This window comes from Streptomyces phaeolivaceus (assembly GCF_009184865.1).
Taxonomy (GTDB): domain Bacteria; phylum Actinomycetota; class Actinomycetes; order Streptomycetales; family Streptomycetaceae; genus Streptomyces; species Streptomyces phaeolivaceus.
The window spans coordinates 3,120,915-3,142,228 of sequence record NZ_CP045096.1; the positions used below are offsets into that span (position 1 = coordinate 3,120,915).

Consider the following 21,314-nt stretch of genomic DNA (forward strand, 5'->3'; position numbering starts at 1 on the left):
CGTCGTACGGCGATGGATGCGGGTCCGGGGGTACTCCAGCCCTACCCAGCGCGCGCCACCGCAGACGTGGGTGGGCGGACATCGTGGCTTTGCTCACTCCCGCGGTCACTATTCACTCAGTACATATACTCGGTGCATACTGGAGGGCATGAGCACCCGTCACATCCTGTTGGGGCTGCTCGCCGGTGGGCCGAGCCATGGCTACGACCTCAAGCGACGGCACGACGAACGCTTTCCGCAGGCCCGCCCGCTGGCCTACGGGCAGGTCTACACGACCCTGCAGCGGCTGGTCCGCGACGGGCTCGCCGAGATCGACGGCACCGAGGCGGACAGCGGCCCGGAGCGGACCATGTACCGCTCGACGGCCGAGGGGGCGCGCGAGCTGACCGCGTGGGCCGGGGCGATCACCCCGCCCGCGCCGTTCGTGACCAACGAGATCTTCACCAAGCTCGTCGTCTCGATCCTGGCCGGCGGCGACCCGGCCGCCCACCTCCGGGCGCAGCGCACGGCGCACATGACGCGCATGCGTGAGCTGACCGGCGTGAAGACCGCGCCGGGAGCCGATCTCGCGACCGTGCTCGCGGCGGACTACGCCCTCAACCATCTCGACGCCGATCTCCGCTGGATGAACACCACGGCGGCCCGGCTGACCACCCTGACCGCGGAGGTCGACGCAGCATGACCGAGAAGAACGCGGGTCCCCTGCCGCTGCTCGCGGCGCGCGGGCTCGTCAAGGCGCACGGCAGGACGAAGGCGCTGCGCGGCGCCTCGCTGGAGCTGGGCGAGGGCGAGATCCTCGCCGTGACCGGGGCCAGCGGCAGCGGGAAGTCCACGTTGCTGCACTGTCTGGCGGGCATCGTCCGGCCGGACGAGGGCGCGGTGACATATGCCGGGAAGCAGCTCGACCGGCTTCCCGAGAAGGAGTTGAGCGAGCTGCGCCGGACGGACTTCGGGGTCGTCTTCCAGTTCGGGCAGCTGATACCCGAGCTGACGGCCGTCGACAATGTCGCGCTGCCGCTGCTGCTGGCCGGCACGTCCCGGCAGGAGGCGCGGGAGCGGGCCGGTGCGTGGCTGGAGCGGTTCGGCGTACGCGGGCAGGAGGAGCAGCGGCCCGGTGAGCTGAGCGGCGGCCAGGCGCAGCGGGTGTCGCTGGCGCGGGCGCTGGTGACCACGCCCAGGGTGGTGTTCGCGGACGAGCCGACCGGGGCGCTGGACTCGCTGGCCGGCGAGCAGGTGATGGTGGCGCTGACGCACGCGGCCCGGGAGTCCGGTACGGCGGTGCTGCTGATCACGCACGACGCGCAGACCGCGGCGTACGCGGACCGCGAGGTCACGCTGAAGGACGGGGTCGTGGTGTCGGAGGCCGGCGCGGCACTGGAGGTGTCCCGGTGAAGCCGCCGGTGAGGACACCCGCGCACACGCCGGTGAAGGCGCCGGCGAACGATCTCCGTCTCGCCCTTCTGCTGGTCCGGGGGTCCGACCGGCGGGAGTGGTGGCGGGTGACGCTGACGGCCCTCGGGGCGGCCCTGGCCACCGGCTTCGGCACCGCGGCGGCCACGCTGGCCTCGCTGGAGGGCCAGTACAGCGTGGAGTTCGGCCACGGTCTGCTCGATCACCCCGGCGAGCGCTCCGGGGTGATCGTCACCCTGCTGCTCCTGCTGGTCCCGGTGCTGGGCTTCCTCGGCCAGTGCACCCGGGTCGGCGCCGTCCACCGCGACCGGCGGCTGGCGGGGCTGCGGCTGGCCGGGGCGTCGGCGGCCCAGGTGCGGCGGATCGCGGCGCTGGAGACCGGGGTGGCCTGTCTGCTCGGCTCCCTCGTCACCACGGTCTTCTTCGTGCTGCTCCTGCTGAGCACATGGACCCCGCCCGCCCTGGCCTGGGCCGGTGTCGCCGTGGTGGCGCTCGGGGTACCGGCGCTGGGCGCGGGCGCGAGCGTGCTGGCGCTGCGCCGGGTGGTCGCCTCGCCGCTGGGCCGGGTGCGCAGGGTGCGGCCGGACACGGGCCGCGGGCCCGGGTGGGTGTTCCTGGGCGCGGTGGCCCTGGTGGTGCTCGGGGCGCTGCTCGCCGTCGCCAACACCAACCGCTACATGCCCGGCGGCAAGTTCGGCCAGGCACCGCTGATCGTCGGCGGCGCGCTGCTCGCGGTGGGCGCGGGCGCGGTGCTGCTGTCCGGCGCGGTCTCGCTGCTCACCGGGCGGCTGCTGGCCCGGCGCACCGGGAGCCCGGCGGTGCTGATCGCCGCCGAGCGGCTGCGCGACGACCCGTGGGCGGCGGCCCGGACCCATGCGGCCGTCCTCATGGGGGTCGTGGCCGGCAGCGGATTCATCGGCGTACGGCGGGCGCTGCTCACGGACATCGCCACGTATGACTACCTGGCCGAGCGCGACGACTTCTACGTCACCGGCCTCAACCTCACCGCCGCCGCCATCCTCGTCGGCTTCGCCATCACCCTCTTCGCCCTGGCCGTCGGCACCGCCGAGTCCCTCGCCACCCGCCGCCGGGGCCTGGCCGCCCAGGTCGCCGCCGGGGTGCCGTACGGGGTGCTGCGCCGCGCGCTGCTGCTGGAGACGGCCCTGCCGCTGGCGCCGTCGGTGCTGGTCGCCGGTCTCGGTGGCACGGCGATCGCCGTGGTGTACGCCACGGCCCTCGGTGACGGCCTGGTCGTCCCCTACGGCGCCTTCCTGGTGCCGCTCGCGGTCTACGGCGCCTGCCTCCTCGCCGCCGCCACGGCCCTGCCCCTGCTGCGCCGCACGGTCCGGCCCACGGAGCTGCGGTACGCGTAGGACCCGGCGCCCGGAGAGATCCGGGCGCCCCCACTGTCACGCACGAGCCTCCGCGCGCCCTCGCGCTACTTGGGCACGCCCGAGGGCGCGATCGGCGTGGCCCGTTCCGACTGGGGCGAGGCCGTGTTGGCGTAGACGGACGGGGCCGAGACGCCGGCCGTCGGGTCGGCGTCCTCGTCGGCGACGAGGGCCGGGACACCGCCGACGATGCGGATGTCGGCGGCGTCGAAGGCCTTCTTGATGCGCCAGCGCAGCTCGCGCTCGACGGTGAGGGCCTTGCCCGGCATGGTCTTGGCGGAGACGCGGACGACCATCGAGTCCAGCAGCACGTCGTCGAGGCCGAGGACCTCGATGGGACCCCAGAGCAGCTCGTTCCAGGGGTCCTCCTTGCTCATCGCCTCGCCGACCTCCACGAGGGTGCGGCGGACCTTGTCGAGGTCCTCGTCGTAACGGACGGTGACGTCGACGCCGGCGGTGGCCCAGCCCTGGGAGAGGTTGCCGATGCGCTTGACCTCGCCGTTGCGGACGTACCAGATCTCGCCGTTGTCGCCGCGCAGCTTGGTGACGCGCAGGCCGACCTCGATGACCTCGCCGGAGGCGACGCCCGCGTCCACGGTGTCGCCGACGCCGTACTGGTCCTCCAGGATCATGAAGACACCGGAGAGGAAGTCCGTGACCAGGTTCCGGGCGCCGAAACCGATGGCGACGCCCGCGACACCGGCGGAGGCCAGCAGCGGGGCGAGATTGATCTCGAAGGTGCCGAGGACCATCAGGGCGGCGGTGCCCAGGATCAGGAAGGACGCCACCGAGCGCAGTACCGAGCCGATGGCCTGGGAGCGCTGGCGGCGGCGCTCGACATTGACCAGCAGCCCGCCGAGGGCGCCGCCCTCGACGCCCGGGACCGCGCGGTTCATCCGGTCTATCAGCTTGGTGATCGCCCGCCGGACCACCACTCTCAGCACCGCCGCTATCACCACGATCAGCAGGACGCGGAGACCGATGGCCAGCCATGTGGACCAGTTCTCCTCGACCCAGCTGGCGGCGTTGGTCGCGCTCTCCTGGGCATCCTCCAGCGAGGGCACGGCGGGCGTCGTCGACGTCTCGGAGGGAGACGGCGACGGCGAGGCGGCCAGGAGGAGGGACAGGGAAGAAACGGACGACACGGCGGGAACCTCCAGGTGCGTTATCTGCCCTCCGGCACGGCGGTCAAGATCCATCGGGTCACGGAAAGGTCACCGGACGGGCAGGCCCACCACACTAACGGGGCATTGCGTGGAGGTCGTCGCCATGTTCGAGGGAGACAGGGCGCTCACCAGGGAGTGAAGGGCGCACACGGCGGGGGATGAATCAGGGTGTGGTCGAAAACACTCCCAGCCCGTTACCGGGACATGGTGGCGCTTCCACCAGGCATGAGGGGAGACTGACTACGGATCGTCCACGGCGCGAGCCACGCGCCGCCGGCGTACAAGGAGGCATCCGTGCCGCACGTCCTGGTCCTCAACGCGTCGTACGAGCCGCTCGGTGTCGTACCGCTCCGCCGCGCGCTCGTCCTCGTCCTGGAGAACAAGGCGATCTCCCTGGAAGAATCCGGCGCCTATCTGCACAGCGCGACCGTCACAATCCCCGCACCCAGCGTGGTCCGGCTCAAGCGATTCGTCCGGGTTCCCTATCGGGGGCCCGTTCCTCTGACCCGTCGGGCGCTGTTCGCCCGTGACGGGGGCCGGTGCATGTACTGCGGTGGCGTCGCAACCAGCGTCGACCACGTCATCCCGCGCAGCCGCGGGGGCAAGCACGTCTGGGACAACGTCGTCGCGTCGTGCCGCCGCTGCAACCATGTCAAGGCCGATCGCCATCTCGTCGAGATCGGCTGGCGGCTCCGCCACAAACCCGCCCCGCCCACCGGGCTGGCCTGGCGCATCATCGGCACGGGCCATAGGGACCCGCGCTGGCTGCCCTACCTACAGCCCTTCGGCGCGGACGACGCGATGGCCCGGATCGACGGCATCTCCGCCTGACGGTCCGGGTCTTCGCATGACCGGGTGCCCCGCGACGGGGCGCCCGGAACGCTCACATCCGGTTGACCTGCGGATTCGTTACCGTCTTCACAGGTACCCCGTGTTCCTCCCGCACATGTGATCGCTTAGTGTCACCCCAACAGCGGGCCCTTGTTCTGGAGCGCAACGCCCAGGGGCCCGCCGCGAATGTGGGGACTCATGCGCAAGCTCGCCATAGGTGCCGCCGTGTCCGGCGCCCTGGCTCTCACCGGTCTGGCCGCGCCCGCCGCGCTGGCCGACTCGCCGGACCTGACCTTCGGCGCCGTCACGGTCAACAACGGCAAGCCGATCGTGGTCGGCACCAGGGCCGCCGTGACCGTGCCGGTCACGTACAGCTTCACCCGGCCGGCCGACCTCGTGATCGACTACAAGAACAACTTCCTGGGCATCGTCCTCTACCGGGGCAAGTCACTCATTGAGCCCGACAACGCTCTGGACAGTTCCTCGAAGAAGCCCGCCTGCACCACGACCGCGACCACCGACACCACGGTGGCCGAGTCCTGCTCGACGAAGCTCACCGTCGATCCGCGCGAGTACCTCTTCGAGGGCGCGGACGCCACCACCTGGAAGGCCTCCGCCTTCTACGTCGAGTCGGCGGCCGACCTCGACGACTCCGACGGGCACATCAGCTTGCACACCGGCTTCGACGCGTGGGGCCCGCTCGGCACCGCCAAGCTCCAGCGGCTCGCCAAGGCCACCGTCAACGCCACCCCGGAGCCGGTCGTCAAGGGCGGGACCCTGACCGTCAAGGGCGGTCTGACCCGCGCGGACTGGAACACCGGCAAGTACGCGGGCTACAAGGGCCAGAAGGCCACCCTCCAGTTCAAGGCCAAGGGCGCCACCGCCTACACGGACGTGAAGACGGTGACCTCCGGTACGGCCGGCGCCCTCAAGACCACCGTGAAGGCGTCCAAGGACGGCTCGTACCGCTACAGGTTCGCGGGCACGACCACCACCGCGGCCGTGACGTCCGCGGCGGATTACGTCGATGTGAAGTAGTCCTCGGCCTCCGTGGCCGACACCGCCCCCAGGTAACGACTCCGTTGCCGGGGGCGGTTTTTGTTGGCCGGATATTGACGCTCACCTGGTCTAGTCCTATCGTCCTGGCATCCGACAGGAAACTTTCCTAACAGTTGGGCAGGTGGCGGACCATGGCAGGAACCCCCCGCGTACTGCGCGCCATGAACGACCGCGCCGCACTCGACCTGCTGCTGGAGCACGGGCCGCTCTCCCGGACCCGGCTCGGCAAGCTGACGGGGCTGTCCAAGCCGACCGCCTCACAGCTCCTGGCCCGACTCGAAGCCGCCGGACTCGTGATCGCCACGGGCACCGGCACGGACGGGTCCGGCGCCGGCGCGAGCGACTCGGGCGCGGGCCGACCCGGCCCCAACGCCCAGCTCTACGCGGTCGACCCGACCGCCGCCTACGCCGCCGGGCTCGACGTCACCCCCGAACGCGTCCTGGCCGCCGTCGCCGACATCACCGGCCGCACGGTCGGCGAGCACGCCGTCCCCACCCCCGGACGACGCCCCGCCGAACCCGTCGTACGACAGGTCACCACCGCGCTCGACGGGGCGGTCAAGGCCGCCGGGCTCGTCCGGTCCGATGTGCGCCGCCTGGTCATCGGCACACCCGGCGCCTTCGACCCGGGCACCGGACGGCTGCGGTACGCCTCGCATCTGCCCGGCTGGCACTCCCCCGCCCTCCTCGGTGAACTCGCCGCCGCGCTGCCGATGCCGGTGGAGTACGAGAACGACGTGAACCTCGCCGCGCTGGCCGAACAACGGCTGGGCGCGGCCAAGGGCCACGAGGACTTCGTCCTGCTGTGGAACGAGGGCGGTCTCGGCGCGGCCGTGATACTGGGCGGACGGCTGCACCGGGGCTTCACCGGGGGCGCCGGCGAGGTCGGGTTCCTGCCCGTGCCCGGGGTGCCGCTGGTCCGTCAGGTCACCAAGGCGAACAGCGGGGGCTTCCAGGAGCTCGCCGGTTCGCAGATCATCCCCCGGCTCGCCCGTGAGCTGGGCATCTCCCCGATCCCGGAGGGGCCGTACGCCGAGGTCGCGGCGGAGCTGGTGGCCCGCGCCGCCGCCGACCCCGACTCCGGGTCCCACCGGCGACTTCTGGCCACGTACGCCACCGGGCTCGCCACGGGTATCGCCGCCCTCATCGCCGTACTCGATCCCGAACTCGTCGTCCTCAGCGGTACGGCGCTCACCGCCGGTGGTGAGCCGCTGCGGGGGCTCGTCGAGGCCGAGTTGGCGGAGCTGGCCGCGTCCCGGCCCCGGCTCGTCCTCGGTGACGTACGTGAACACCCTGTGCTGCGGGGGGCGCTGGAGAGCGCGCTCGCCGCGACGCGTGACGAAGTCTTCGACACCTCGCGCTGATCGATCGTTCAGAGCATGCGGGCCGTTCGTGGCTGGTCGCGCCCACGCGGCGGAGCCGCACATCGATACAGCCCCGCACCCCCTGGGTTTCCCGGGCGCACTCCCTTCCTCGCAGATCACCCCTCCCCTCCCTCAGGAGACTCCGCAATGTCCGGAATATCCAAGAAAGCCGCCATCGCGCTCGCCGCCACCGCCTCCCTCTCCCTGCTCGCCACCGCGTGTACGGGTCAGGCCGACTCCCGTGCCTCCGACGACCCGAACGCCAAGACGACGATCACCTTCTGGCACGGGTGGAGCGCGCCCGCCGAGGTGAAGGCGATCCAGGCGAACGTGGACAAGTTCGAGAAGGAGCACCCGAACATCACGGTGAAGGTCGTCGGGAACATCAACGACGACAAGCTCAACCAGGCGCTGCGGGCGGGCGGTTCGAGCGGGCCGGACGTGGTGTCGTCGTTCACGACGTCGAACATCGGCAAGTTCTGCTCGTCCGGGGCGTTCCTCGACCTGAAGCCGTTCATCGAGAAGTCGAAGCTGGACCTCGACAAGATCATCCCGAAGCCGATGCTGGACTACACCCAGTTCGAGGGCACCCGCTGCGCGCTGCCGCTGCTGGGTGACGCGTACGGGCTGTATTACAACAAGGACGCGTATCGGAAGGCCGGCATCAAGGCGCCGCCGAAGACGTGGTCGGAGTTCGCGAAGGTCGCCAAGAAGCTGACCAAGACCAAGGGCGACAGCTACGCGCAGCTCGGGTTCATGCCGAACTACCACGGCTACGAGACGGTCGTGGACCACTACATGTCGCAGTGGGACCACTCCTACTTCAACTCCGAGGGCAAGTCGAACATCTCCGAGGACCCGGCGTTCGCGGAGATGTTCACGTACCAGAAGAGCCTGGTGGACTCGCTCGGCGGCTTCGAGAAGCTGGAGAAGTACCGGAACACCTTCGGTGACGAGTGGGGCGCCAAGCACCCGTTCCAGACCGGCCAGGTGGCCATGCAGCTGGACGGCGAGTGGCGGCTCGGTATGGCGGAGGCCGCCGGGACCGACTTCGAGATCGGCACCGCGCCCATGCCCGTGGCCGACGACGAGGTCGACGAGTACGGCAAGGGCTTCCTCTCCGGCACGATCATCGGCATCGCCCCGCAGAGCGAGAAGCAGAACGCGGCCTGGGAGCTGGTGAAGTACCTGACGACCGACACCGGCGCCGTCGTCTCCTTCGCCAACGCCATCCACAACGTGCCGTCCACGTTCGCGGCCCTGAAGTCGCCCGACCTGAAGGTGGACGAGGGCTTCCAGACCTTCCTGGACATCGCCCAGAACACGCACTCGAACACCCCGCCGGCCTCCATCAACGGCTCCACGTACCAGACGACGCTCCAGGACTTCGGCTACCAGTACGAGTCCGGCAAGGTGACGGATCTGCAGAAGGGTCTGGAGAAGACCGCGGCGCAGATCGACACCGACATCGCCCAGGCGAAGTAGCGGTACGGAATACCGGATACGGGAAACGGGATCCCTCCGATGTCCACGCACTCCCCGCGCGTGTCGCTCGCGTCCACCGCGTCCACGCACACGCTCCGTTCGAAGCGCCGCCGGTCGGCGCTTCGAACGGTGGCCTTCCTGTCACCCTGGCTGATCGGGTTCGGCGTCTTCTTCGCCTATCCGCTGGTGTCGACCGTGTACTTCTCGCTGATGAAGTACGACGGCTTCGGTACACCGTCCTTCCGCGGCCTGGGCAACTGGTCCTACGTCTTCACCGACTACCCGATGTTCTGGCCGGCCCTGCGCAACACCCTCTGGCTGGTCCTGGTGATGGTGACCTGCCGGGTGCTGTTCGGGCTCGGCATCGGTCTGCTGATCACCAAGATCAGGACGGGTACGGGTGTCTTCCGCACCCTCTTCTATCTGCCGTACCTGGCCCCGCCGGTCGCCGCGACCCTCGCCTTCGTCTTCCTCCTCAACCCCGGCACCGGACCGGTCAACGCGATCCTGGGCGACCTGGGTCTGCCGACACCCGGCTGGTTCACCGACCCCACCTGGTCCAAGCCGGCGCTCACCGCGCTCGCGCTGTGGGGCGTGGGCGATCTGATGGTCATCTTCATGGCCGCGCTGCTCGACGTACCGAAGGAGCAGTACGAGGCCGCCGAGTTGGACGGGGCGTCGGCCTGGCAGCGGTTCCGGTTCGTGACGCTGCCGACCATCTCGCCGATCGTGATGTTCGCGGTGGTCACGGGCGTGATCCAGACGATGCAGTACTACACGCAGCCCCTGGTCGCCGGGAAGGTCGCCTCCGGCATCATCGGCGGCTCCGGTCAGCAGTTCGAGCCGGGCTACCCGGACAAGTCGACGCTGACCCTGCCCCAGCTCGTCTACAACCTCGGCTTCCAGCGCTTCGACTACGGCTCCGCCTGTGTGGTCGCCCTCGTGCTGTTCGCCCTGTCGATGGTGTTCACCGCGCTGCTGATGCGGCGCCGGGGCGGACTGATCGGAGCGGGTGACTGATGACCCAACCACTCGACGCGCAGGGCAAGTCCGTACGCGACAGGCCCGTGGTGTCACCGGCCGCCGCGGACAGCGAGCGGACCGCCCGCCGGCGGGCCCTGCTGGAGTGGATCGCCGTCCACTCGCTCGGCGTGGCCGCCGCGCTCTTCTTCACCCTGCCCTTCGTCTTCGTCGTGCTGACCTCGCTGATGAGCGACCAGCAGGCGCTGACCCGCGATCTGCTCCCGGACACCTGGGAGTGGAGCAACTACCGGCAGGTGCTGGACACCCCCGGCTTCCTGACCTGGTGGAAGAACACCCTGATCTACGCGGGCCTCGGCACCGTCCTGACCGTCGTGTCGTCGATCCCGGTGGCGTACGCCCTCGCCAAGTTCCGCTTCCGCGGCCGTAATCTGGCGCTGATGCTGGTCATCTCGATGATGATGCTGCCGCCGCAGGTCGTCGTGATCCCGATGTACCTGTTCTGGGCCAAGCAGATGGACCTGTCCGGTTCACTGTGGCCGCTGATCATCCCGATGGCGTTCGGTGACGCGTTCTCCATCTTCCTGCTGCGGCAGTTCCTGACGACCATCCCGAACGAGTACCTCGACGCGGCCCGGGTAGACGGCTGCGGCGAACTGCGCACCCTGCTGCGGGTCGTCCTGCCGATGGCCAAGCCGGGCATCGCGGCCGTCGCCCTGTTCCAGTTCTTCTACGCCTGGAACGACTACTTCGGCCCGCAGATCTACGCCTCCGAGAACCCGGCCGCGTGGACGCTCAGTTACGGCCTGGAGTCCTTCAAGGGCGCGCACCACACCGACTGGAATCTGACCATGGCCGCGACCGTGCTGGTCATGGCCCCCGTGATCCTCGTGTTCTTCTTCGCGCAGAAGGCGTTCGTCGAGGGCGTCACCCTGACCGGAGTAAAGGGTTGATCCGCATATGAAGCTCACTGTGGTCGGCGGAGGCTCGACCTACACACCCGAACTCGTCGACGGGTTCGCCCGGCTCAGGGACACGCTGCCGATCGAGGAGCTGGTGCTCGTCGATCCGGCCGCCGACCGGCTGGAGCTGGTCGGCGGTCTGGCCCGGCGGATCTTCGCCCGCCAGGGCCACCCCGGACGGATCGTCACCACCGGTGACCTGGACGCGGGCGTCGAGGGCGCCGACGCGGTCCTCCTCCAGCTCCGGATCGGCGGCCAGGCCGCCCGGGAGCAGGACGAGACCTGGCCGCTGGAGTGCGGCTGCGTCGGACAGGAGACCACCGGCGCGGGCGGCCTCGCCAAGGCGCTGCGCACGGTCCCGGTCGTCCTGGACATCGCCGAACGGGTCCGCCGGACCAACCCGGACGCCTGGATCATCGACTTCACCAACCCGGTGGGGATCGTGACCCGGGCGCTGCTCAAGGCCGGCCACAAGGCGGTCGGTCTGTGCAACGTGGCGATCGGCCTGCAGCGGAAGTTCGCCGAGCGTCTCGGGGTGACCCCGGCCGAGGTCCATCTGAACCACGTGGGCCTCAACCACCTCACCTGGGAGACCGGGGTCCGCCTCGGCGGCCCCTCCGGCGAGGACGTCCTGCCGAAGCTGCTGGCCGACCACGGCGAGACGATCGCAGCCGATCTGCGCCTGCCCCGCCCGGTCCTGGACCGCCTCGGCGTGGTCCCCTCCTACTACCTGCGCTACTACTACGCCCACGACGAGGTCGTGCGGGAGCTGGGCACCAAGCCGTCCCGGGCCGCCGAAGTGGCGGCGATGGAACGGCAGTTGCTGGAGATGTACGCCGACCCGGCGCTCGACGAGAAGCCCGCGCTGCTCGCCAGGCGCGGCGGGGCCTTCTACTCCGAGGCGGCCGTCGACCTCGCCGCGTCGCTGCTGGGCGACGGGGGCAGCACCTACCAGGTGGTGAACACCCTCAACCACGGCACCCTGCCCTTCCTCCCCGCCGACGCGGTGATCGAGGTGCAGGCCGCCGTCGGCAGGCAGGGCGCCGCGCCGCTGCCGGTGGAGGCCGTGGACCCGCTGTACGCGGGCCTGATGGCGAACGTGACCGCGTACGAGGACCTGGCCCTGGACGCGGCCCTGCGCGGCGGCCGGGACCGGGTGTTCCGGGCGCTGCTCTCGCACCCCCTGATCGGCCAGTACGAGTACGCCGAGGCCCTCACCGACCGGCTGATCGCACACAACCGGGAGCACCTCGCGTGGGCGTGAGCGAGGGGGTGGACGACGGCGTGCGTCCGGCTTCGGAAGCGGGCGTGCGCGGGCGTACGGCTGCGGAAGCGGGCGTGCGCGGGCGGGACGGCGGGCGTGGGAGCGTGCTCGCCGTCGACGCCGGCAACAGCAAGACCGATGTCGCCGTGATCGCGCCGGACGGGGAGGTGCTGGGCGCGGCGCGCGGCGGCGGATTCCAGCCGCCGGCGGTCGGGGTGACCACGGCCGTCGACGGCCTCGCGGAGGTCGTACGGCGGGCCCTCGCCGAGGCCGGGATCGGCTCGGTCGACCATGTCTCGGCCTGTCTGGCCAACGCCGACTTCCCCGTGGAGGAGGAGCGGCTCGCGGCGGCGCTGGGCACGCGCGCGTGGGGCACGACCGTCGAGGTCCGCAACGACACCTTCGCCATCCTGCGGGCCGGCGTGGCCGAGCCCCGGGGCGTGGCCGTGGTGTGCGGGGCCGGTGTGAACTGCGTCGGGATGCGCCCCGACGGCCGCACCGCCCGCTTTCCGGCGCTCGGCCGCGTCTCCGGGGACTGGGGCGGCGGTTGGGGCCTCGCCGAGGAGGCGATGTGGCACGCGTCCCGCGCTGAGGACGGCCGGGGCGGGCCCACGGCGCTCGCCGACACCCTGCCCGCGCACTTCGGCCTGGACTCCGTGTACGCGCTGGTGGAGGCCCTGCACCTGGAGCACATCCCGGCCCCGCGCCGCCATGAGCTCACCCCGGTCCTGTTCGCCACGGCGACCGCCGGCGACCCGGTGGCCCGCTCGCTGGTGGACCGGATGGCCGAGGAGGTGGTGGCCATGGCGACGGTGGCCCTGACCCGCCTGGACCTCCTCGGCGAGGAGACCCCCGTCCTCCTCGGCGGCGGGGTCCTCGCCGCCCGGCACCCCCTCCTCGACGCCCGGATCCGGGAGGCGCTCGCCGCCGCCGCGCCCAAGGCCGTCCCCCGGGTGGTCACGGCCGCCCCGGTGCTGGGCGCGGCGCTGCTCGGCCTCGACCGGGTGAGAGCGCCGAGGACCGTGCACGCGCGCGTGCGGGCGCACTACGAAGGAGGGTGACCCGCACCCCGCGCCACCCCTCGTTTCCCCTCCTCGAACGCGTTCGAGGTCGCAGGGAACCGAACCCGACCGGAGCGCGTATTCATGGGCGGGGGGTGGTGCGGGAAGCCTTGTGCTGCGCCGGAACGCGACCGGCGCGGCGCATACGGACACGATCGGGGAACAAGATCGAGTCAGGGTCTGTGCGTTGTCAGTCCCGGCGGCGATACTTGCGGCCGTGCACCTCTGTCCGTGCGTGCGGGCGGAAGTGACGGACGGATGACCAGGGGGAGGTCAGGTGACATTCACGCCGGAGGGCAGCGCGCCACCGACGGCACCACCCGCGGGCCCGGTCCCCGCCGTGCCGCCACAGAACTCGCCCGCGTCCGGGACGCCCCGGCCGGCTCCGTCCCCGGACGGCGGCCCGCCCCGCCGGACGGCGTTCGCGGAGGGCGTCGACCAACTGCGTGCCGCCGCGACGACCGAGCCTGGCCGGCTGCGCATCATCGGTGCCCTTCTCGCCCTCCTGGTCGTGGCGTTCGGCTCCGTCACCGCCTGGCAGATGACCGACCGCGCCGCCGCCGCCGACGACGTACTGCACGGCAGCCAGCCGCTCAGCTCGGCCGCGGCGGAGATCTACAGTTCGCTGGCCGCCGCCAACACGGCGGCCTCCAGCGGTTTCCTCGCCGGCGGGCAGGAGACCGAGGAGTCGCGCGAGGACTACGAGCGGGAGATGGGTGAGGCCGCGAAGCAGTTGGCCTTCGCCGCGACCGCGTCCGAGTCCGGCTCCGACTCCGAGCAGCGCATCGCCGAACTGAACAGCCTGCTGCCCGAGTACAAGGGCCTGGTGGAGCGGGCCCGCGCCAACAACCGGCTGGGGTACCCGCTGGGCGGCGCCTATCTGCGGTACGCCAACGACAAGATGCAGAAGATGCTCGGCGAGGCACAGAGCATCTACGACAACGAGAACGAGCGGCTCCGTGACGACTACGCGGACGCCACCTCGTACCCGTGGGCCGCGATCGGTCTCGGTGTCATCGCCATCGGCGGCCTGGTCTGGGCGCAGCGCCGCAACTACCGGCGCACCAACCGGGTGTTGAACCACGGCCTGGTCGCGGCGACGGCCGCCTCCACCGTCGTGCTGCTGTGGCTGGCCGGAGGTCACACCGTCGCCCGCTCGGGGCTGAACGAGTCCTATGAGCACGGTGTGCGGTCGCTGACCGTCCTGAACGACGCGCGCATCGCCTCCCTCACCGCGCGCGGCAACGAGAACCTGACGCTGATCAGCCGGGGCGCGCAGACCACCGAGATCATGGTCGACGGAAAGCCCACGGACGTCGACGAGTTCGACAACCAGTTCAAGGTGGAGATGGCCGGGCTCACGAAGCATCTGGCCGCCGCCGAACGACTGGCCGACGACGACAGCGGAGCGAAGCCCGTGCGGGCCGCCGGCGCGAGCATGGAGGCGTGGCAGAACCGGCACGCGAACGCCCGCGCCGCCGACAACAGGGGCGACTACCAGTGCGCCCTCGCCCAGGTGATCGGCGGCAGGTCCACGTCCGAGTGCCCGGACGGTGACAAGCCGACCGGCGAGTGCTTCGACGAGGTCGACAAGAACCTGGGCATCGCGAGCGCGTACGAGAAGAACGAGTTCAAACTGGCGGCCGAGGGCGGCCGTAGGGCGATGCTGGGTCTTCCCGTCGGTGCCGCCGTACTGGCCGTGCTGGGCGCGGCGGGCGCGGTGCTGGGCATCGGACGCAGGCTTTCGGAGTACCGGTGACGGCGGCGGGAGGAGGCACGGTGGAAGGGCTCGCGATGAAAGCGGTACGGCGCCTGCGGGCCGGTCTCAGTGGCTGGGGCGGCGTGGGCGCGATGGCGGTCCTCTGCGCACTGACCCTGGTCTTCGCCCTGGTGCTGCCGGTGAAGGGCACCCGCGGCGAGGGCGCGACGGCCACCGGCGGCCAGGGGACCGCCCGGGGCACCCAGGCTCGGGCGGACAAGTGCGCCACGATGAAGGCCCCGGAGAACCAGAGTCTGCGGCCCTCCTCCGACGCGTCCGACAAGGCGATCGAGCGCATCGAGAAGAACGACTTCATCACGGTCGGCGTCGACCAGAACAGCTACCGCTGGGGCTATCGCGACCCGAACAGCACCAACGACGACGCCCAGCTGGAGGGCTTCGACATCGACATCGCGCACCGCATCGCCGAGGAGATACTCGGCGACCGGACGAAGGTGCGTTTCAAGGCGATTCCGACCAGCCGACGCATCCCCGCGCTCCAGGAGGGGGAGGTCGACATGGTGGTCCGCACGATGACGATCAGTTGCGAGCGCATGAAGCAGGTCGCCTTCTCCCAGCCGTACTTCGAGACCGGGCAGCAGATCCTGGCCCCCAAGTCGACGACGATCGAGGGCTACGGCAAGACGCTGGCGGACAAGAAGATCTGCACGGCGGCCACTTCCACGGCACTGTCCACCCTCCAGGACGGCAAGGACACGGGGAAGCTGCCCGACTCCACCGACATCTCCCTGACCGTCCCCAACCAACTCGACTGCCTGGTACGGCTCCAGCTCGGCCAGGTCGACGCCGTGGTCACCGACGGCGCCCTCGCCGCGAGCCAGGCGGCGCAGGATCCGACCGTGAAGCTGGTGGGCGAGCCGTTCACCACCGAGTACTACGGCGTGGCGATGAACAAGGACGCGACGGATCTGGTACGCCGGGTCAACCAGGTGCTGGTGGACTATCTCAAGGACGGCTGGAAGACCTCGTACGACACCTGGCTGTCCGGGACGCTCGGCAACGACTCGGCGAACTCCCGGCCGCCTTCCCCACAGCAGTACAGCGACTGACGTACAGGACCGACGTACCAGGACCAGACGTACAAGGACCGCTTTCCACAGACGGACACCGACAGCAGCGAGAGGTGATCGATGGGCGTCGCGGGATCCACGGGGCCGGTGATGGACCGGGACGATGTGGACCGTGCGCTCGCGCGGCTCGGCGCGGAGCACGAGGCCATCGAGACCTCGCTGCTCGCCCTCCAGGACCACGCGGGCCGCAGGCTGCTCGAAGGCGCCGCGCTGACCGGCGTCACCAAGGAGCGCTGGACGTCCGCGGACGCCTCGATCACGTTGCTGTGGGCGTACTTCGACGCGTACACGGACGCGCTGCGCTCCGCCCGGGAGATCCGTTCGCGGCGCCGCTGGTCCAGCCGTGAGGACCTGGTGGAGCTGACCGAGCTGCTGCGCGGCGAGGCCGTCACGGTGGCCGGCTCCGCGACGGCGATGGCCAACGCGCCGACGCTCCAAGGCGGGAGTCGGCTCAGCGAACAGTTCTCGCTGGTCAGCCTCGTGGACCGGATGAACGACCTGTACGCGTCCTCGCTGGACATGGTGGTGGCCGCCGACGCGGTGTGGTCCGCGCTGCCCGCGCGGATCGATTTACTGGCCGCCGAGCTCCAGCGCACCCGCCAGCTCGCGCACTCCGTGGGCGTACGCCCCGGCGAGCACCCGGCCGGCGACGATCTGGAGCGGATCACCCGCACCCTGACCCGCCTCCGTGAGCAGGTCGTCTCCGACCCGCTGGCCTTCTGGGTCCCGGCACCGGGCAGTTCGGCGCCCGGCGGCGGCCGTCCGGACACCACGACGTACGACCGCGAGGCGCGCGCCCTGGAGGACGTACGGCGGGAGATCGACGCCGTGCTGACGGTCCGGCAGGACGCCGAGTCGCGGTTGGTGAAGCTGCGGGACGTGCTCAGCCGCGCGGACCGTACGCTCGCCGAGGCGCGCAGCGCGCGCGGTGAGGTGCTGGCGAAGATCGCCGCGACCGAGGTGCCCGTGGTGAGCGGCCCGCCGACGGTGCTGCAGGAGCAGTTGGCGATGGCGGCGGAGTACCGCAGACACGCGCAGTGGCACCGGCTGTCCCCTCTGCTGGAGTCCCTGGAGCAGAAGGCGGACGACGAACTGCTGCGCGCCCGGGAGTCGTTGACGGCGGTGACCGCGCCGCTGGCGGTCCGCGCGGAGCTGCGCGGCCGGCTCGACGCGTACAAGGCGAAGGTCGCCCGGCACGGCTTCGCGGAGGACTCGCTGCTGGTCGAGCGGTACGACGCGGCGCGCCGCATGCTGTGGAGCGCCCCCTGCGACCTGCGGGTCGCCGAGATGGCGGTGCTGCGCTACCAGCACGCGGCGGTCGAACTGCTGGGCGGTTCGGTGCCCGCCCCGCGCGCGCCCCAGGACCGGCGGGAGGAGGAATCGTGAGTCAGACCGAGGAGAACCCGACGAGCGAGGAGGCCGCGCGGCAGCCGTGTCAGCGGCCCGGCTGCTCGGGCGGCTACGAGGACGTGGGCGGCGGCGAGCTGTACTGCGACGAGTGCGGTCTGGCGCCGGTCGTCTCGGCGAGCGGCATGGTCAACTCGCCGCCCACCGGTATCACCGGGGGCGGCCGGGGCTCGCGCGGCTCCGGTTCCGGCAGTTCGCGCTCCTCGCGCTCCTCGCGCTCCTCACGGACGTCCGCGCGCTCCTCGCAGTCCCGGCGCTCGGTCTCGGGCCGTCTCTCGCGGGCCCTGTCGGGCAGGTCGACGGGCCGCTCGGTGTCGGTGCGCAGCTCCGGCAAGACCGCCGGTTCCTCGGGTCGGGCGCGGCTGGGCGTCGGTCTCGTCCAGGTCCCGGACGTACCGCGCCCGGACCCGCGTTCGATGGTGCTGGAGTCCGCGGAGGTGCCCGAGCGGAAGCGGTTCTGCTCGCGCTCCGACTGCGGGGCGCCGGTCGGCCGGGCGCGCGGTGAGCGGCCGGGGCGCACGGAGGGCTTCTGCACCAAGTGCGGCCATCCGTACTCGTTCGTGCCGAAGCTGCACTCGGGCGACATCGTGCGCGGCCAGTACGAGGTCGTGGGCTGTCTCGCGCACGGCGGTCTGGGCTGGATCTATCTGGCCATAGACCGGGCGGTGTCGGACCGCTGGGTGGTGCTGAAGGGTCTGCTGGACACCGGCGACCAGGACGCGATGGCCGCCGCGATCTCCGAGCGCCGCTTCCTCGCCGAGATCGAACACTCCAACATCGTCCGCATCTACAACTTCGTCGAGCACCTCGACCAGCGCACCGGTTCGCTGGACGGGTACATCGTCATGGAGTACGTCGGCGGAAAGTCGCTGAAGGAGATCGCCAACGGCCGTCGCACGACGGACGGCCGCCGCGATCCGCTCCCGGTCGAGCAGGCGTGCGCGTACGGCATCGAGGCGCTGGAGGCGCTCGGGCATCTGCACAGCCGCAATCTGCTGTACTGCGACTTCAAGGTCGACAACGCGATCCAGACCGAGGACCAGCTCAAGCTGATCGACATGGGCGCGGTGCGCAGGATGGACGACGACGAGTCGGCCATCTACGGCACGGTCGGCTACCAGGCGCCCGAAGTCGCCGACGTGGGCCCGTCGGTGGCCTCCGACCTGTACACGGTCGCCCGGACGCTCGCGGTCCTCACCTTCGACTTCCAGGGGTACACGAACGTCTTCGTGGACTCCCTGCCCGACCCCGACAACATCGAGGTCTTCCGCCGGTACGAGTCCTTCTACCGGCTGCTGGTACGTGCCACCGACCCCGACCCGGCCCGCCGGTTCGCCTCCGCGCAGGAGATGTCGGAGCAGCTGACGGGTGTGCTGCGGGAGGTCGTCTCGCTCCAGACGGGTCGGGCCCGCCCCGCCATGTCGACGATCTTCGGCCCGGAAGTGCGGGTCACGGACACGGAGTTGTTCGCGAAGCTGGACGGCGAGGTGTCCCGGCTGGGGACCCGGGTGATTCCGGTGGGGAAGGGGCCGTGGCGAGGCAAGGGGGCGGCCGGGAACGGGAGTTCGCCCGCCACGCCGGCCGTCGGTAACGGATCTTCGCCGTCCGGTACGCCCGCGCCGCTGACCGGGGGCGCGGCCGTGCCCGCCCGGCTCACCCGGGAGCTGGACACCGCCGCCGCGGCTCTCGCGCTGCCCGTCCCGCGCGTGGACCCGGGGGACCCGAACGCCGGGTTCCTGGCGGGGCTCATGACCTCCGCGCCGACCGAGCTGATCACGGCGCTGCACTCGGCGCCCAGCGGCTCGCTGGAGCTGCGGCTGCGGGAGCTGCGGGCCCGGCTGGAGATGGCCGAGTTCACCATCGCGCTGGCCACCCTGGACGCCCTGGAGCGGGACCACCCCGACGACTGGCGGGTGGTCTGGTACCGGGGCGTGGCCGCGCTGGCCACCGGCGACCACGAGAACGCCGCGCTGTCCTTCGACGCCATCTACGACGCCTTCCCCGGCGAGCCGGCCCCCAAGCTGGCCCTCGGCCTGTGCGCGGAGGTGCTCGGGCAGCTGGACAACGCCGCCGAGTACTACCGTCTGGTGTGGACGACCGACCCGAGCTTCGTCAGCACCGCGTTCGGGCTGGCCCGGGTGCGGCTGACCGCCGGGGACCGGCAGAACGCCGTCCAGGTCCTGGAGTCCGTACCTGAGGCGTCCATCCACTACACCGCCGCCCGGGTCGCCGCCGTACGGGCCCGGCTCAGACACCGCACGGAGGCGACGCCCGTGCCGTCCGGGGCCGCTCCGTCGGGAACCGTGCCGTCCGGGGCCTCGCCCTCCGCGACCGTGCCGTCCGGGGCCGTCCCGGACGCACCGTTCCTGGACGATCTGACCGCTGCCGCCGGGCAGATCGAGGCGCTCGGCGGGTACGGTCTGGACGCGGTGCGCCGTGAGCAGTTGTCCACAGAGGTCCTTGGCTGCGCCCTGGACTGGGTACTCTCCGGTAGCCAGGGTGCCGCGCCCCCGGCGGCCGAGCGGGTGCTGCTCGGCAGCGCGCTGGACGAGCGTGGCCTCCGCTTCGGACTGGAGCGGTCGTACCGCACTTTGGCCCGGCTCGCCCAAGGCGGCGAGGAGAGGATCGACCTGGTGGAACGTGCCAACCGTTACCGCCCCCGGACGTGGGTGTAGTTGATGTCCCAGATGCCCCAGCCGACCGCGCTGACGAAGTGCCCGATCTGCGAGTGGCCCCTCGCCTCGGAGGACCGCTTCTGCGGTGCGTGCGGCCATGACCTCTCGGCGGTGCCCGCGCCGCCGGAGGACCAGCCGACGATCACCATGAACGGGACGGCGGGCGAGGCGCCCGACGAGGCCGCGTCCGTGGCCTGGCCCCTCGCCTCCGAGCCCAGCTCCGACACGCCCCCGCCGGTGGTCCGCCCCACCGACATCCCGGGCACCGACTCCGGCGGCGGCGAACTGCCCGGCGCGGGGCGGGGCGTACGGTTCGACCGGCCCCGCGAGCCCGACGAGTACCCGCTGGCCGCGCCCCTGCCGCCGGACCCGCGCACCGCCGACCTGGCCACCCCGCCGGCCGGTACGAAGCTGTGCGTGGCCTGCCGCGCGGGCCATGTCGACCGGGACGGCTACTGCGAGAACTGCGGGCACGCCCAGCCGCGCGAACGCGACCACATGGAACTGGAGTTGGGCGCGGTCGCCGCGGTCAGCGACCGGGGCCTGCGGCACCACCGCAACGAGGACGCGTTCGCGATCTCCTCGACGGCGCTGCCCGACGGCTCCCCCGCGGTCGTCGCGATCGTCTGCGACGGCGTCTCCTCCGCGACCCGCCCCGACGACGCCTCGCTCGCCGCGGCCCGCGTCGCCAACGAGACGGTGCTGGACTCCCTGCCGCGCGGCACCCACCCGCAACAGGCCATGCACGACGCGATCATCGCCGCCGCGGGCGCGGTCAACGCCCTGGCGGAGGAGCCGGAGACGGCCCAGGAGCACGCCCCGCACCAGAACGCGCCGGCCTGCACCATCGTCGGCTCGATCATCACCCCGAGCCTGCTCGTGGTCGGCTGGGTCGGCGACAGCCGGGCCTACTGGGTCCCGGTGGACCGCGGCGCGCCCCCGGCCCGGCTCACCGAGGACGACTCGTGGGCGGCACAGATGGTGTCCGCGGGACTGATGAACGAGGCCGAGGCGTACGCCGACGAGCGCGCCCACGCGATCACCGGCTGGCTCGGCGCGGACGCGTACGAACTGGAGCCGCACACCGCTTCCTTCAAGCCGGACCGGCCGGGTGTAGTGGTGGTGTGCACCGACGGACTGTGGAACTACGCGGAGGCCGCCGAGGACATGGCCGAGGCCGTGCCGCCGGACGCGGCCGGGCGACCGCTGCACTGCGCGCAGGTCCTGGTCGGCCGGGCGCTCGACGGCGGGGGCCACGACAACGTAACAGTGGCCGTCCTGCCGTTCCCGGCCCCTCCTCAGGGGGCAGGATCGGCCTGAGCACCCGGCCCACGAGGACCGGAGGGGACCGGTCCGGAACGGGCACGACAGGCATCACCCCACGTGCCGTGGGGCCAACAGTGGGGCT

At 71.5% G+C, this 21,314-nt stretch carries 17 protein-coding genes; 16 read left to right on the forward strand and 1 reads right to left on the reverse strand.

The features are described from left to right. The first annotated feature begins 148 nt into the window (after positions 1 to 148). The 3 genes from F9278_RS14485 to F9278_RS14495 are packed head-to-tail and all read left to right on the forward strand — an operon-like array spanning position 149 to position 2,783. Positions 149 to 682 (forward strand): PadR family transcriptional regulator, encoded by a 534-nt coding sequence (locus tag F9278_RS14485; RefSeq protein ID WP_152168705.1) that lies wholly within the window; start codon positions 149 to 151, stop codon positions 680 to 682. Then, positions 679 to 1,392, forward strand: coding sequence for an ABC transporter ATP-binding protein (locus F9278_RS14490; protein ID WP_152168706.1), 714 nt, complete (start codon positions 679 to 681; stop codon positions 1,390 to 1,392). Before F9278_RS14485 ends, F9278_RS14490 begins: the two co-directional genes overlap by 4 nt. Positions 1,393 to 1,424: 32 nt before the next feature. Beyond that, entirely contained in the window at positions 1,425 to 2,783 is a 1,359-nt protein-coding gene (locus F9278_RS14495) for an ABC transporter permease family protein (protein WP_152173862.1), read from the forward strand. Positions 2,784 to 2,848: 65 nt separating this feature from the next. Here F9278_RS14495 and F9278_RS14500 read toward each other — a convergent pair whose 3' ends face one another. After that, positions 2,849 to 3,946: a mechanosensitive ion channel family protein gene (locus F9278_RS14500; RefSeq protein WP_152168707.1), complete on the reverse strand. Its 1,098-nt coding sequence runs from the start codon at positions 3,944 to 3,946 to the stop codon at positions 2,849 to 2,851. A gap of 315 nt (positions 3,947 to 4,261) precedes the next feature. Between F9278_RS14500 and F9278_RS14505 the strand changes: the two genes are divergently transcribed. The 13 genes from F9278_RS14505 to F9278_RS14565 all read left to right on the forward strand — a co-directional run bounded on the left by F9278_RS14505 (position 4,262) and on the right by F9278_RS14565 (position 21,226). After that, positions 4,262 to 4,798 (forward strand): HNH endonuclease, encoded by a 537-nt coding sequence (locus tag F9278_RS14505; RefSeq protein ID WP_152168708.1) that lies wholly within the window; start codon positions 4,262 to 4,264, stop codon positions 4,796 to 4,798. A 198-nt stretch (positions 4,799 to 4,996) separates the two neighbouring features. After that, positions 4,997 to 5,836 carry a hypothetical protein gene (locus F9278_RS14510; protein ID WP_152168709.1) on the forward strand — a complete coding sequence of 280 codons (840 nt, stop codon included), beginning with the start codon at positions 4,997 to 4,999 and terminating at the stop codon, positions 5,834 to 5,836. A 152-nt stretch (positions 5,837 to 5,988) separates the two neighbouring features. Next, on the forward strand, positions 5,989 to 7,221 hold the full coding sequence (locus F9278_RS14515; RefSeq protein ID WP_152168710.1) for an ROK family transcriptional regulator: 1,233 nt from the start codon (positions 5,989 to 5,991) through the stop codon (positions 7,219 to 7,221). Between the two features lie 147 nt (positions 7,222 to 7,368). Continuing rightward, complete coding sequence (locus F9278_RS14520; protein WP_152168711.1) at positions 7,369 to 8,706, forward strand: ABC transporter substrate-binding protein; 1,338 nt, start codon at positions 7,369 to 7,371, stop codon at positions 8,704 to 8,706. Positions 8,707 to 8,745: 39 nt separating this feature from the next. Then, on the forward strand, positions 8,746 to 9,726 hold the full coding sequence (locus F9278_RS14525; RefSeq protein WP_152168712.1) for a carbohydrate ABC transporter permease: 981 nt from the start codon (positions 8,746 to 8,748) through the stop codon (positions 9,724 to 9,726). Beyond that, complete coding sequence (locus F9278_RS14530) at positions 9,726 to 10,640, forward strand: carbohydrate ABC transporter permease (RefSeq protein WP_152168713.1); 915 nt, start codon at positions 9,726 to 9,728, stop codon at positions 10,638 to 10,640. The genes F9278_RS14525 and F9278_RS14530 overlap by 1 nt, the downstream gene beginning before the upstream one ends. Positions 10,641 to 10,647: 7 nt before the next feature. Beyond that, entirely contained in the window at positions 10,648 to 11,913 is a 1,266-nt protein-coding gene (locus F9278_RS14535; protein WP_152168714.1) for a 6-phospho-beta-glucosidase, read from the forward strand. Positions 11,914 to 12,017: 104 nt separating this feature from the next. Beyond that, positions 12,018 to 12,974 carry an N-acetylglucosamine kinase gene (locus tag F9278_RS14540; protein WP_152173863.1) on the forward strand — a complete coding sequence of 319 codons (957 nt, stop codon included), beginning with the start codon at positions 12,018 to 12,020 and terminating at the stop codon, positions 12,972 to 12,974. A gap of 277 nt (positions 12,975 to 13,251) precedes the next feature. After that, positions 13,252 to 14,733, forward strand: coding sequence for a hypothetical protein (locus F9278_RS14545; protein WP_193241481.1), 1,482 nt, complete (start codon positions 13,252 to 13,254; stop codon positions 14,731 to 14,733). A 20-nt stretch (positions 14,734 to 14,753) separates the two neighbouring features. After that, complete coding sequence (locus tag F9278_RS14550; RefSeq protein WP_152168715.1) at positions 14,754 to 15,803, forward strand: glutamate ABC transporter substrate-binding protein; 1,050 nt, start codon at positions 14,754 to 14,756, stop codon at positions 15,801 to 15,803. Positions 15,804 to 15,884: 81 nt separating this feature from the next. Then, positions 15,885 to 17,210 carry a hypothetical protein gene (locus F9278_RS14555; RefSeq protein WP_152168716.1) on the forward strand — a complete coding sequence of 442 codons (1,326 nt, stop codon included), beginning with the start codon at positions 15,885 to 15,887 and terminating at the stop codon, positions 17,208 to 17,210. After that, a complete protein-coding gene (locus tag F9278_RS14560) occupies positions 17,207 to 19,906 on the forward strand; it encodes a serine/threonine-protein kinase (protein WP_152168717.1) in 2,700 nt (899 codons plus the stop codon). The genes F9278_RS14555 and F9278_RS14560 overlap by 4 nt, the downstream gene beginning before the upstream one ends. Further along, positions 19,907 to 21,226 (forward strand): PP2C family serine/threonine-protein phosphatase, encoded by a 1,320-nt coding sequence (locus tag F9278_RS14565; protein WP_152168718.1) that lies wholly within the window; start codon positions 19,907 to 19,909, stop codon positions 21,224 to 21,226. It abuts the gene before it with no gap. Positions 21,227 to 21,314: the final 88 nt, after the last annotated feature.